Below are 14,697 nucleotides of genomic sequence, written 5' to 3'. Positions count from 1 at the left end.
TTGTTGTTAAATTTTGGATCATCGTATTATTTCCATTTTTCTTTTAAAAAATTCAATGCGTAATCTAGCTGGCTATCTGTTTCATTTAAGATATCGGATATTCCACTAGGCATAACTTCTATATCTGGATGAACGCCTATCCCATCATACAAATCTCCATTCGGCTGATATGATACTATAGAAGATAATCTGAATTCTATTAAAGAATGATCTAATCGGTACCTTTTCGACCTTCCACTTCCTCCTCCGCTTGCTGTACCGATTAAGGTTACGTTATCTATTTCTTTAAGTGTTGATAAAAAGATATCTGTTGCAGAAAAGCATCCTTCATTCATTAATACAACGATAGGTATATGAGCAAATTTAGGATTTTCATGACTTTCTATGAGCAAATAATAATTCGGAGTATATAGATTTTCATCAAGGGTGACACTTGGTGTAAAATGTTTGGTCCAAGCCTTAATCTTAGATTTTGCATCTTCTGCAAAATATTCATCTTCCATTTGATAAAGATATCTGTCACTTAAGTCATGATTCTTGCTCGGTTTATTGGTGCGCAATCTAGCTACGTTTCCAACTACGAAACCTTGTTCCTCACTAATCAAATGAGGAGCTAATTCAAGAAGAATATCTCTCATGCCTCCGCCATTATTCCTTACATCGATGATGAGTCCTTTAGATTTTTCAAAGTCATTTAGTGGTAATTGTTTCGCATCTTTTCCACTAAGTGCCTCCATTGATTTAATTTTTAAATAACCGATATTATCAAAGTGTTTTACTTCAAATGGGTCATAATTATTTCTTTCTTCCATCAACTGGGCAATCTGGGCCCGACTCAAGTCTTTGCCAGATTTATATTCATTTATATACTGCGTTATGGATGTCGTTTCTCCTTCCTCCGATGCTAGGTATATCGTTAATTCGTTATCAATAGATCCATTAAGTCTTAGTATTTCTCCTATACGACTTAAGCGAGAAACTTTTAAATATTCTTTAAACTGGGGAGAAGCATCTGATGCAAGGTATTCTTCTGAAGTGGCTAAAAGCTGTGACACCGAAATTCCATTAATCGAATGAAGGTAAGGGTGGTCATCAGAAAGCAATTTTCCATCTTTAGAACAAACTACCTTTCCGTCATATGCATTAACAGAAAAGGGTAGGGTACCGTTCTCTTTAAAATTTACATTATGAATTCTGGTGTGTCCATCGCCAAACTTATTTAACAATTGTCCTATTCTTAGCGCTAAATCATAAGTGGATATTTGCGGTTCTAATCCGTCTTTCAGAAGTTGGATTTCTTCTTCTAAATTTACATCATTAAGAAAATAGTAGGAGTATTTATGATGAATAAGATTTTGCAACTGATTGATATCTGCAATTGCTTCTTGCTTAGAAAGTAGCAGGTTGATGTCAATGTCTTTATCGTACGTTGATTCAAAATGCTCTTTTGCTAGCTCCCTCTTTTTTTCATTAAATTTTAATAAGAGAGAGATAACTTCCCCGTTATCATTTTTTAATGTGAAAGCCTCCTGCTTTTTTGGATAAATGTTGAGTTTGTTGAGATATTCGACGAGATCTTCTGACATTCTTTTCTTCCAGTTATTATCATAATTTTCTTCGAATAATTCTTTAATATTTGAAACTTCTAAAGTATCCAACTTGAGCCACTGATATTCTTTGTAATCTATGGTTACAAAGATTTGATCTGCTCTAAAATCTACTTGGCTAAAGGGTGCAGTCTTTTCCTCTGCTAAAGGCGAATCTCCTAAGTTTTTAATAGCATTACATGATATTAAAAAAACGATCAATAGCGCAAAACAATAAATTTTGGTCATTCTATAATTTTACTTGAAATATGAAGATAATATTAATATATAGGAAGAGAGATTAGTTAGTCTAATTAGGTATGTATTTCATTATTTGATAAAATGAAAAGTGTGAACAACCAATGAAAGATCGTAGACTAATAAATCATACATTTATTTATTTCGGTAGAAACGAGAACATAAGAAAATGTTGCATTTGAATATTACGGGAAGGTTGAAGGAATACTGAGCAGGCAATTTACTGGCCAAAATTCGTTTTGAAGGCTTATTGCTTGGATCTTCGTCTTATCTGTATATCCCATCGCCATTACTCCCCATATATGCACCCCATTTTACAGGCTTACTAATTTTAATTGGCATTCTGGTCCTTTTAATGTTCATTCCATCAAATAGAAGAAGACCTAAATCAGCCGAATGTGGATAATCGGCATGAATAATATCTAAATATCCATCGCCATCAAGGTCAGCAAGAAGTGGTGTTGTAAATACATTTTTCATATTATCCTTTTGGTCAATTGGAATTATTTCATTGTCCTTAAAGTTAATAGCTATTAGTTTACTTACTATGCTTTTAGGAGGACGACCAGCAAAGCCTTGACAATCAAAAGAATCTAAACTAAAAACGACATCGTCAATTTCATCATTATTGAGATCATATACAACAGGTGACGAGACTCTTGGACAACCAATTGAATCAATATACTCTAATTTTCCAGTAAGGCCATTGAGCATGATTTGATAAGACCCGGTATTCCATGGCCATTTCCCTTTACTCACAAAAGTAAAGATATCTGGTATATCATCATTGGTGAAATGGCCTACAGCTAGTCCATTGTTTGACTCTGTGTTAGGGATTTTAAATTGCCAAATATTTTTTAAATTTTCTCCATTAATCGCAGACATTGTCCCTGCATGAGAAATTGCTAGGATGTCAAAAATATTATCATTGGTAACATCTACAAAGACTGGAGGTGCAATAAAACCATGAGATGTTTCAGATGCAATTATTTTAGATTTAGATAAGTCATTGTTCAATAAATCTTCTAGTCTTGTAATAAATAGGTTACCTGCAAAAGTTTCTCCTCCTGTACCAAAAACTATGATTTTACTTCCATTGTCCTGTTCTACATATATTGGAGACATGTAGGTTTCATTACCATCAGGCACTGTATCCGCTGCTATGACAGCTCCAGATTTAGCATCTAAAATAAGCAAGACTCCAACTTCACGGCCCTTTTTTACAAATTCAAAAACTTCATGATTACCTCCATTTGAAATTAAAATATCCTTTACACCGTCTCCATTAGAGTCTGGTACTAAAACACTATTATAAAAGTTTTTATTCGCATATTTTAAGATAGGATGGGTTGAATATTGTTCAGGATCATATTGCCATATTCTATCTCCATTTGCGCCATTTAATGCATACAATTGGCTAGATCTTCCTCCAATAATCACATCTTCAATGTTGTCGGAATTAATATCATTGAAGGTAGGAGAACTAAAAATTTGATCTATGCAGGGAGCTTGCCAAATGATGTCTCCTGTTACACCATTTATGGCCAAAACACCTTGATTACTTTTTTGATACTCATCTTCTCCCGCCCCAATAACAATGTCCAGAATTCCGTCATTGTTTAAGTCTGATGCGCGTGGAGAGGACTGGGAGCCAATTCTGGAACTGCTTTTTTCCCAAATAAGACTAGGTTGTTTTTCACTGCAAGAAATACACAGTAAGCTAAAAAATATAATTAAATAGTTAATCTTCACCTTAATGTTATTTGTTTGTTAGAATAAGAAGGGGAAGGTAAAAATATAAATCCATAAAATTTGAAATCATCTGAGTATACCTTCTTTTATTAATGATAATATAGGAACTATTAATTGGGTTGTTCACGATCTAGTTGACTTTTCATTTTTTCTATATTCGCTTTTGGTTCACTTTCGAGCATCAGAATTGAATATAATTCAAAAAATTCAGGAATTTCTCGTTCTCTTCTTATTGTAGCCAAAGGTGCATAGGATCCTTTTAGTTTTCTCTCAAGTCTCTCAATATTGTATTCACGTTGTTTCAGTTTTAATGTTTCTAAATCCGATTTTTGTATGTCATTAAGTTGAATTCCACTAAATATATTAAAGTTTAAATCTAAATCTCCTAGCAAACTTGAAGAAGGATTTGTATAACTCAATGTCGTTTCAAGAATGCTTAATTTAAGGCTGTTTGGTAATTGAGAACCATATTTTTGAGCATGTGCTTCTGTTTGCTTAATTACGCTTTCAGCTATTTGATTATTATATGCACTTTTTAATTCTTCAATACGATGTAAGTCTTCTTCACTTGCCGACTCAATTAACTCTTTTGCAATTCTGCATTTTACCGGGAGAATATTTTCAATTTGAAAGTTGATCAATTCTTCAATCTCTGTGAATTCATCAGATTTATCTAAATCCGCTTGAATTTGAGATTGTAGAGACCTTTCTTTCAGCTGTTCCTGATTAAGTGAATAAATTTCAAATTGTTGACCCGTTAGGATATGTTTTAATTCTTGTTTTATGAGATATGGATCATTGAACTTATAATCATTCTGTATTCTTTGTTTTTTCTCTTTTTCATTAAGAATTGATATTGCCTCAGCTTGGTCGTCTGTTAAACTTAGGTAGCTGTATTGATTTTTGATTGATTCGACTTTTCTAATGCTGCGTAATCTCAATTGATGCGAGAAGAGTTTTTCTAATTGTTCAATTTGCTCATCGTTAATAGTATTCTCTATAGTTCTGAGAATCTCTGCATGTTGCTCTTCTAAATCGATTAATCGCTTCTTGAATTCGTTTTTAGTTTTATAAATTTTTTCTATCTGAGCTGCAGTGAGTTGCACGTCTTTATATTCATTTTCTAGGTATTTTATTTGTCTTTCTTTTTGTTCATTTTCTCTAATTTTACTTTTTACTTTTGCTGCTAATTTTTTGGTCTTATATTTTTTTAGTTGTTGAGATGTTAAAACATTTAGTGCTTTACGGAAGTAATTGAATTTAAGTAGTGATTCGGTGCCAGTGTCTGATATTGGAAAGTGAATTGCTCTCATAAATGCCTGGAATATTGAATCAATTTGATTGGATTGCTCAATTGAAAGGCCTAATTCAAAATGCTGTTCTATTGCTTTTCCTATTTCATCCATTTATTATGCTCATTGAGACAGATAATGGTTTAGTGTATGCGGCGATACGCCAAATGGGAGGCATAAACATCATACACATTGCGTGTGACTGGTTTGTTTGGCTACCCGAAAGGTAGCTAATTATTCTAGGAGGTGCAAGGCCTTTCTACATTAGGATGGCACTTCTAAGTCTTAGTAAACCACAAAGCCAGCCCCGCAATTTTTTCAGCAGTGTCGCAAGGTAGTTATGAAGGAAGGGTAAACGAAGAAAAGTTTCTGAAAGAAAATAAAGGCAATTAAAAACTAAATTTTTTTTAATCTATTCCTGATCTGAAATTAATATTATTTCCAGAACCCCGTTGCCGGATCCAGGACCAAACCTACTGGCTTCAGATCCAGTATACAATTTTATATCCTTAATGTCATTAACATTGAATGTGCTGATAGAGCTCCAAGGATAACTAGCCCCATTTAATATAATCAATGCACCCGAATTAGTTTTGCTATTACGTCCTCGTAAAATGATTTCAGAACCAGTGACTTCCAAATTTGGAAATTTCCCTTTTACCAATTGGACCATGTTATTGTACCCTAAGGCATATGGTAGTTTTGTATTTACAAATTTTATAGCTTTAACACTGACGTTTTGTGTTATGTGTCCATTTTCAATAGCCATTTGAACTCCCTTTTCTCCCTTTGCAACAGCCAGTTGTATTTCTCCAGAAGAATTCAAATCACTTACTTTTATTGTTTTCTTTTTAAAGCCAGAAGCAAGTACCGTTATTTTATCTTTTCCTGTGCCTTCAATAGAAAAAAAGCCTTTGGAATCTGTAAAAACTGAGGTTTTTGACTTCTTAATCATGACTTCAGCCTTTTCAACTGCTATTCCTCCAAAAGCTGTTACCGTTCCTTCAATCGTCTTCTTTTGACCATCTATAGAAAAGGAAAATAATAACATACAACTTAAAAGGATAACACTTACATGCAAATTTTTCATTTTTGTCTTTTTTTAACCCCTCTTCTTATTTATGAAACATTTAAATTTTAGGACCTGTGTCATTCCTATTTAATCTCAATTAAATACAGAATATATGACATCATTAACCTACAATTTAACAAAAAATAGATAAAGTAATTGATAATGAACAGCGTAAAGCAACAATATGCAATTGAAATATCTTTATCAGCTGAAATAACTAAAAAATGACAGACTTTTAGTTTGTTTTTTAAACATCTAACTGGTTAGATTGGGAAATGAATGAACACTGCTCGAAGAGCGTAAACCGCGAAAGTGTATGGGAAGTAGAAAAGCCTGAGCGTAAACGCGAGAATCTCATAAGGTTAGGAAATAGGATATGGATAGCATGTGCGTGGAGTAGAATTAGAATGAGAGGCTGGGCAATATCCCAAAGTCCTATTCTCGGTACAACTATACAAGTTTTACTACTCAAACGTAAAGGCTATGTATCCTTGACAGACTACTAATATCTCGTTGTAAGCCCTGAAGTTCCAACGGGTACTAAGTTAATCAAAAGAGATTAATTGAAATAGATGGAGTATGTTGTAATTGAGATGAAAGACCTTTTCAAATGTTAATGTGATAGGAAACGAGCTAACTCCAAGTAAAATTGGCAAGGTTAGAAGCCTCACGAAGTTGAAGATTAATTGGAGATTAGGATAAGGCATTTCGGCAGGGGAGGACTAGAATCAGATTCAACTCGATTAAGAATCTCTATTACATCATCACTTGTAAATAAAAACTCATTATAATTTTGCAGACCGACTATCACACCATTTTCTTCGCCAGAAGAAGCACAGATTTTGTATTCTTTAACAAGCCAATCTTTCACTTCATTTCTCGTAAACCCATCTTCCGTTAGCCTGCCTGTGAAAACTCTCATAATCGATGCTCCCAATTTGGACGAAACTGAAAGCCACTTTTGTATCAATGCGATATCAATGCGACGTGTATCTGCATCTGGATTTACAAAATTATTTCTAATACCAGTCCAAGAGATATTCAGTCCTAGCCCCAGTGCTTTTCGTTTTAAACGAAAAAGTTCACTGTTTTCAGGGACTTCAGGATAGGAAGCAAAATAATATCCAGTCAAGTTTACAGCATCCAGACCAATATCTGCTGCAAATTCCATCATATCATAAAATGTCATTTCACCGCTTCTCAACAAGGAATTATAAGAATAGGCATTGACGCTGTATTGCAACCTTGTTGTGGCATTAGTTTAAATTGATGAGCCAGTGAATATGCTACGACTACTAAATATCAAGGGTGTGCCTACCAAGCTACGCAATATGTTTCTTCTTTTTTTATCCATATTTAAATCCTTTTTAAGGCACAATATAAATCAATCTAAAATCACTAATTAAGCCTTAACCTAAATATATGGGATAAAAGTTTGATTGCCAATAAGTAAGATATCATTTCACTATTTTTTTTCCTTCAAATCTGAAAAGTAAGGAATAACTAAATTTTCCAATAATGTCACGTGAGCTATTAGAGATTTTGGCCAGATCTAGCTTGAAATTTAAAAGTATAAATATAAAAAATGACCCATATGGGCCATTGTCAATAGACATGATTTGTGATACTATTGTACTAATGAAAGCAAAAAGAAATATCGCGGATATTCTTTTGGGAATTGTGGACGATAATATCCATTTCTCATTTCTTGAAACTTCGTCGAGTGTACTATTGATAGAAATGAATAGACCAGAGATTTAAGGTGCATAAGGGAAGCGCATTTATCAATTCAAAAACGACTGAAATGATAAAAGCCTACCTGAAAATAAAACATTGTCATCAAGGACTTAAGGGGAGGAATTATTGAACTTTTGGATAATCAAGAAACTATTCATACGATAACAAATAACTTAAAAAATTAATCAGCCCACTGAAAACAACTTATTCAAAATATTACTAAAAAATTGAAGATTCAACCTAAATGTATCAAATATGAAAAAGCTTACCCTTTTTACCCTACTTACCTTCCTATTCTGTTTTTGTTTTACGGCCCAAGTTTTCAGTCAAGATAAACGAACCGAAATCTTAAATGGTTTATCACAAAGTCCTAATGTAAAAGAGATGAGTATTTCAAAGGAATTAGGCACGCCGGCCATGATTCGATTTCATGCGTCAGATAAAAATAACCCATCATTAAATCGAAGATCTTCGCCTTCCGTATTGAAAAATTTGTTCAAAATGGAGTCGGCGGATGAATTAAAATACGACCGATCATTTAGCCATCAGAAAAATGCGCATGTTGAAAAATATGAAAGATATTATCATGGTATTAAGGTGGAGCATGGCGACTATTCTGTGTTGACTCAAAACGAACAGATCCAATCTATTCATGCAGAGCATTATTTATTAGAAAATTTAGACCTCAATCCAGCATTGACAGAAAAACAAGCACTTGAAGGAGCGCTGATTAGTTTGGGTGCTGAGTTATATGCGTGGGATGCAACCCAACAATTTTTAGATACTCGAAATGATTTAAGTGCTTCTGTTAGAACAGCACTGAAGAAAACAATGGCGGAGGAATATCCGAAAGGCGAACTAGTTATTGTAAAAGATTATTATGGAGATCGATTGCGAGTCGATATTGCATATCGATTTATTATTGAAGCAGTATCACCATTATTCAAAGATAAGGTATATGTAAATGCGCATGATGGACGAATAATGTTACGTGATGCCCAAATTAAACATGGTACTGGTGAGACTCGATATTCTGGAACAAGGTCATTCCCGACCACACAGATTGATGTAGATACTTTCGAATTGGCTGGTCTGGATGATGTAAGTGGTATTCGCTTAGAGACAAGAAGTTTAGAAGGAATTGGTGGATTACCACTTTCAGTAGGTGCTATTTATGCGCTCTCTGAGGCTATTAGAGATGGGGATGCGGATGATCCTTGCGCAACAGATGGCCCTTTAACGGCTGCTGAAACAGGCGATGATTCATGGTTGAGTGTAGAACATAAAAAGGCACCTTTTGAAGCAGCAGTATTTCCTAATGTTTCGTGTTGTGACAATACGTATACACCTTTACCAGGATCATGTACAGAGGTGCACAATGATGATATAGCTCTCGACGCTCAATGGGGTGCAATGATCGTAGCCAGATATTGGAAATCAAGACATGGCAGAGACAGTTACGATGATAATGGAGCCGACATATTCTCATTTGTTCATTATGGGGATGCTTATGATAATGCATTTTGGAATGGTTCAGGAATGACTTATGGTGATGGTAGCTATCAAAATGGAACATATCCGGGTGGTTCTTTTGCACCATTGACATCATTAGATGTATGTGGTCACGAAATCGGTCATGCCGTTTGTTCATCTACTTCTGATCTGGTTTACCAACGAGAGTCAGGTGCTCTGAATGAAGGTTTCAGTGATATCTGGGCTGCTGCAATTGAACGATTTGCAATAGATTCAATAGACAATAATTTGGCTTATAGCATTTATGGGGTTGGAGAACAAATAGATGAGCGAGATGGTGGGATACCACAAGGACAACCAGGAGCCCAAGCTTTACGTTGGATGGATGATCCGAAAGCAGAAGGTAATCCAGACACTTATGGAGGTGTAAACTGGCAAAATCCAGAATGTGGAGAGCCGACTTTGGCAAATGATTATTGTGGTGTTCATGGAAATAGTGGAGTATTGAATAAATGGTATTATTTGCTTACGGAAGGATCCGGTCAAACATTTTCACCTGGTGACAGCAAGGCTGCGGCAGATGATGAAATGAATGATCTTAGTGAGGCATATGAGGTCGTGGGTATTGGAAGTATCAAGGCGGAATTGATTGCATTTTTAGGCGAAACTATGCTTTTGCAGAATTCAACATTTGCCGATATGCGTAATGCGTCTATTGATGCTGCAAGGGTTTTGTACGGATCATGTTCATTTGAAGAAGAACAAACGACGAATGCTTGGCATGCAGTCGGTGTAGGCGATGCATTTGCACCATGTGCATCTGCTTTAGATTTTGCCAATTTTAATCCATCATTTACATCTGAAAAAGCAACTCAAATTGGTTGTAGCGCTCAGAAAATCGTCACATTGACAATGTTCTCATCAGGAGTGAATTCCACAATTAATTTATTGACAAGTGGAACTGCTACAGAAGGAGAAGACTATATGTTGAATACCTCTGCCATAACCTTTTCAGGAACAGAAACTAAAACAATAGATATTATAATATTTGACGATCGTGTGGTCGAAATGGATGAAACGATCATTATTTCATTTGATGATGGGACATTCAGTGGTTCAGAAACTCTATTGCTCCTGAATGACGATGTTGCTCCCGTCATTGGAGCGATGAGGGAAACGTTAGTGATGGAAGGCTTTGATGTGTCTACGCTTCCGGTTGGATGGAGTACAACATTAATTAATCCAGAAAGTGCAAATGAATGGTTGTTTAATGGTGGATCTGCACCTGGAGTTGCTTATGTAACTCTTGCAGGTGGCCCATCGCCAGCATACAATTCGGCTGCCGATGCTAATATTCGACTTGTCTCTCCATTAATTGATATTCGAGGAAGAAATAATGTTGAAATTGAATTTGATTATCAGGTTGGCGGTGAAGCTGACGCGGCGGATGGGACACTTTTTGATTATGGAACATTTCAAATTTCAGTGGATGGAGGTACTTGGATTGATATTGAGAATTATGTGGGAGATGGAGGAGGAAATGTACCTGTTTCCGGTACATATAGCATGTCGCACCCAGAATTGACAAATAAGGTTTTTCAATTGGGATTCAGATGGTTTAATGATGCTTTATTGGGCTCCGCCTTCAGTTTTACCATTGACAATGTCTTAGTCACCGCGGAAGGCATTACTATCGAATCAGAGGTAGGTGATGCAGATATGGCTGACATTCCTGCTGTTTCAGAAGTGTTTTTAATTAGTCCCAATGACGGAGAACTCCTTGGCCGGATCAATTCAATAAACAATCTAGGTTGCACAAATATTCAAATTTTGCAAAACGATTTAGTCAATACCATGGTCGAGGCGACTGAATGCGATCATCGATCATCTAAAGTAATTGGCGTTGATGTTGAAGAAGAGGAATTGTATAAGCTTACCCTTTATTTTACAGCAGCAGAAGTGAGTGGATGGGCCAACCCTGAACAGTTAAATGTTCTAGCTGTAAAAAATATCGATATCGACAATTTTGATGATGGTTTTGAAGTCATTCAGAACAATGATATTACCATCAATAATCAGTTAGCTGGAGGTGCAGAATATATCAGTTATACGTTTGAAACAGCTTCTTCTTTTATATCCTTTGCCCTAACAAATAAAGTCAATAGCAGATTCGTCATGAACACCACCAATGATGCGCTTGGTTCACTGAGACAATTGATATCAGATGCCTGTTCGAATGATACCATATTTTTTGATAATGGTATTATGGATCAAATCATCCTACTTGAAGGAGACGAAATCATACTTGACAAAGACGTAATTATAATGGGTCATGGGATGGAGCATCTGACTATTTCAGGAGAAAATAATAGCCGAATATTCAATATTACGAACGGTTCAGTTGTTGAACTTTATGGAATGCATCTGACAAATGGCGTTTCTGACGCGAAGGGCGGAGCCATATTAAATAAAGGCGAAACAGTATTGTCAGGGGTGAGTATGAAGAATAATACGGATATCAGTGGATCTAACAGCATACATAATGAAGGATTGTTGATTATTGCTGACGATGTGAAAATTGAAAACGATTAATTTTTTACAGAAAAATTATTTAAATCCGCATTATGCTTTAGGGCTTTGAATTCATTTTAAGCTGTAATAACTGCTCATCGAGGTGGAACGGCAGAATGGGAATGTTTATAGCATAATGCGGGTTAATCCAAATTAACAATGAAGTAAAATCATGGCAAATACAATTTATAAAAGAAACGCAATTGTTCGCTCATTGACTTTTAAACACAAACAAAAGGATGAGGTGCGAACCATTGATCCATCCCATACATTCAATGAAATGTTGGCCAATAAACTTTGTATAAAAAGTAAGACACAGATTGAAGTGGTGCCCCACGAAGAAATTTTATATTGTGTGGCTTGCAGCAATTATACTGAGGTGATCACAACGAATGGTCAGAAGTTTATAATGTCTAAAACGCTGTCATGGGTTGAAGATAAGATTTCTTCTAATTCATTTTTCAGAGTACATCAGTCCTATTTGATCAATCTGCATTTTGTGAATCGAATTCAAAAAAGTAATGGGTTTAATATTGTATTGAAAGGCGCAAAATTTGCCATCCCTGTCTCACGTGCAAACCAAAAGTCTATTAATCAAATTTTTTCTGAACAATAATAAAAGGCCTCTATCGGCCATTTTCATTTGTATGTATATTCCCCTAATTTACATTGGGGACATTTTGAAATTAGGACATAGCATACAAAGGTCAGTGCGCTAATGCCTTGAAGTGGCCATTGCCAGCTTCTATGTTAATAAGACAAATTCCTATACTATCGATGATCATCGCTCCTTCTAGGCTAGCGTAATTTATAAATCATCTACCCTAATTGGAAGATTTAGACAGGACTATTTTTACGGTATCAACATCGGATTCCAGAAAAAATTTAAAAATGGTATTAGTCTATTATTAAATATCAGAGATCTGCTTAATTTAATGGAATATGGCTGCGCATATGCCGTGCCGATCCGCAGGAGGCATGGACATTTTATGCTTAAGAATAATATAAATTGATAATAGGGGTGACTGTTCGGAAAATCAAACGATGGCGGTAAGTAGGCGGGAATTGTCCAATGGTGTGGTGGAGCCAATGGAAGTCAGATCGGCTACAAAAAATCTAATCTTGTTTAATAGTCACGGTTCCTTCTATTGTTAAAACAGAATTCACTGAATTTTGAATGACTAATATAGCATTCCCTGAAGGGTCATATATACCTCAAGGAGGAGTCATTAGTCCGATATTGGCGAATATGTTTTTACATGTAGTGTTTGACGCATGGATGGAGAAGCATTATGCTAACACGAAGTACGGCACCATCAGATGGGAGCGATATGCGGATGACATTATAGTACATTGCAAGAACGAAACAGAAGCACGGTACATTAAGAATCGCATAAAAGAGCGGATGGCCGAGTGTAAGTTAGAGCTGCACCCAAAGAAGACGAAGATAGTGTATTGTAAGCAATCCAATCGACGAGGAGGATACAAGGACAATTGTTTTGACTTTCTAGGCTTCACATTCAAACCAGGAAGTGTTTATGGTAAGGATGCAGAAGGTAAAGGTCAAAGATGGTTGGGCTATGTAACTTCGATAAGTCGAAAGGCATCAAAGCGCTTAGTTACACAGATTATGAAGTGGAAGATACATCGTGCAACAGGAGCTGAATTAGCAGACCTTGCTAGTCAGAAAGCACCTATTATACAAGGATGGATCAACTACTACGGACGTTTTCGACTTTACTGCATGCATAGTGTATTCAAAGCATTGAATATTCGATTGATTAGATGGGTGATGTGTAAGTACAAGAGATTTAGAAGGAGGATGTTTCAAGCGAGACAATTCCTAATAGAGATCAGTAAAGCATATCCGAATCTGTTTGTGCATTGGAGGTACGGTTTCACTCCAGATCAATTCTAATCCTGAAGAGCGTTATGAATCGAGAGGTTCACGTACCCTTCTGTGAGAGGGTAGGGACTACTTATTTGGTAGTTCCCGCTCTACTCGACTTCTTATCGTTCGTGGTTCTTGTCATTTTACAAATTGTCAATCTTGTTTTTTTGAATATTTCAACACCACTCCGCCCGTCAAAAGTTGTTGTGTCGAGCCGAGTGATAAGTTGTTAGAATTAATGCCTTGTCTAAAAAGTGGTCGACCATTACCTAAAATAACTGGTGCAATACCAATTCGATATTCGTCAAATAGATTGTCATTTATAAATGTCTCCGAAAGGTTTGCACTGCCGAAAACATAAATGTCTTTTCCATCTTGCTCTTTTAGTTTCTGGATTTCATCTGAAGCGTTTTCACTAATAATTGTCGTGTTGTTCCATTCAGCCGATTTCAAGGTCTTTGAAAAAACAAGTTTTGGTATGCTGTTCATCAGTTTAGCAACTTCTTGTTCCGCAGTTTCGGCTTCTGCTTTTGTCCAGTATGCAGCCATTCCTTCATATGTCACGCGGCCAAAAACTAGATAGTCCGCAGATTGAAGTTGCTCAAGACTTAATTTTTCAAGTTCTTGCCCCCAAATAATATTATGAAATGATAAGTCCCAATTTTGATTTCCTTCAAAATATCCATCAAGGGTCATTACGTTCCACATTATAAGTTTTCTCATCTTATTAATTTTCGAATATTTTTACTTTGATTGAATACAATATGAAGTTATACATTGAATTTGGTTGTTTTCATTAAACTCATAAATATCACAGGCGGAAACAAATGAAACAGGTTTATTTTCTCTCAAAAACTATGCTGTTCCATTTATCACAACTTTATTTCCGTCAACGATTATACTATGAGTTATAAAGTCTGTCATTACAGATTTAAAGTAACTACCAACTTGTTTGCAGTTCTCTATTATTGCTTTCTTGCCTTTAAAACTATCATATTCAACAACTGTCCAAACAGCATTATCTGAAATGAAACTATAATATCGTTTCAAATTCTCCATTTGAAA

At 35.6% G+C, this 14,697-nt stretch carries 10 protein-coding genes; 3 read left to right on the top strand and 7 right to left on the bottom strand.

Translation table 11 applies throughout. The features are described 5' to 3' along the window. Positions 1 to 26 precede the first annotated feature (26 nt). From L2586_RS05315 to L2586_RS05295, 5 genes are all read right to left on the bottom strand, one after another. Positions 27 to 1,835 (bottom strand): S41 family peptidase, encoded by a 1,809-nt coding sequence (locus tag L2586_RS05315; RefSeq protein WP_235291759.1) that lies wholly within the window; start codon positions 1,833 to 1,835, stop codon positions 27 to 29. Between the two features lie 276 nt (positions 1,836 to 2,111). Continuing rightward, entirely contained in the window at positions 2,112 to 3,596 is a 1,485-nt protein-coding gene (locus tag L2586_RS05310; protein WP_235291758.1) for a PQQ-like beta-propeller repeat protein, read from the bottom strand. 110 nt (positions 3,597 to 3,706) lie between these two features. Continuing rightward, positions 3,707 to 5,002 carry a hypothetical protein gene (locus L2586_RS05305; protein WP_235291757.1) on the bottom strand — a complete coding sequence of 432 codons (1,296 nt, stop codon included), beginning with the start codon at positions 5,000 to 5,002 and terminating at the stop codon, positions 3,707 to 3,709. A 298-nt stretch (positions 5,003 to 5,300) separates the two neighbouring features. Beyond that, the gene (locus L2586_RS05300; RefSeq protein WP_235291756.1) at positions 5,301 to 5,978 is read right to left on the bottom strand and encodes a carboxypeptidase regulatory-like domain-containing protein; all 678 of its coding nucleotides are present in this window, start codon (positions 5,976 to 5,978) and stop codon (positions 5,301 to 5,303) included. 664 nt (positions 5,979 to 6,642) lie between these two features. Further along, entirely contained in the window at positions 6,643 to 7,149 is a 507-nt protein-coding gene (locus L2586_RS05295) for a sugar phosphate isomerase/epimerase family protein (protein WP_235291755.1), read from the bottom strand. Between the two features lie 803 nt (positions 7,150 to 7,952). On the opposite strand from L2586_RS05295, the gene L2586_RS05290 reads away from it, so the two are divergent. The 3 genes from L2586_RS05290 (at position 7,953) to L2586_RS05280 (ending at position 13,659) form a co-directional block, all read left to right on the top strand. Then, positions 7,953 to 11,762, top strand: coding sequence for a M4 family metallopeptidase (locus L2586_RS05290; protein WP_235291754.1), 3,810 nt, complete (start codon positions 7,953 to 7,955; stop codon positions 11,760 to 11,762). A gap of 151 nt (positions 11,763 to 11,913) precedes the next feature. After that, a complete protein-coding gene (locus tag L2586_RS05285; protein WP_235291753.1) occupies positions 11,914 to 12,357 on the top strand; it encodes a LytR/AlgR family response regulator transcription factor in 444 nt (147 codons plus the stop codon). Between the two features lie 561 nt (positions 12,358 to 12,918). After that, positions 12,919 to 13,659, top strand: a complete 741-nt coding sequence (locus L2586_RS05280) for a reverse transcriptase domain-containing protein (protein ID WP_235291752.1) — start codon at positions 12,919 to 12,921, stop codon at positions 13,657 to 13,659. A 126-nt stretch (positions 13,660 to 13,785) separates the two neighbouring features. Here the strand turns inward: L2586_RS05280 and L2586_RS05275 are convergent, their stop codons facing one another. Together L2586_RS05275 and L2586_RS05270 are read right to left on the bottom strand one after the other, a co-directional pair. Further along, complete coding sequence (locus tag L2586_RS05275) at positions 13,786 to 14,355, bottom strand: dihydrofolate reductase family protein (RefSeq protein ID WP_235291751.1); 570 nt, start codon at positions 14,353 to 14,355, stop codon at positions 13,786 to 13,788. A gap of 132 nt (positions 14,356 to 14,487) precedes the next feature. Continuing rightward, positions 14,488 to 14,691 carry a nuclear transport factor 2-like protein gene (locus tag L2586_RS05270; protein WP_235291750.1) on the bottom strand — a complete coding sequence of 68 codons (204 nt, stop codon included), beginning with the start codon at positions 14,689 to 14,691 and terminating at the stop codon, positions 14,488 to 14,490. Between the last annotated feature and the right edge of the window lie 6 nt (positions 14,692 to 14,697).

The sequence above is a fragment of the Portibacter lacus genome, assembly GCF_021533215.1.
Taxonomy (GTDB): domain Bacteria; phylum Bacteroidota; class Bacteroidia; order Chitinophagales; family Saprospiraceae; genus Portibacter; species Portibacter lacus.
The sequence above is the reverse complement of the archived record's forward strand: the minus strand, read 5'-3'. Positions and strand labels throughout refer to the sequence as shown.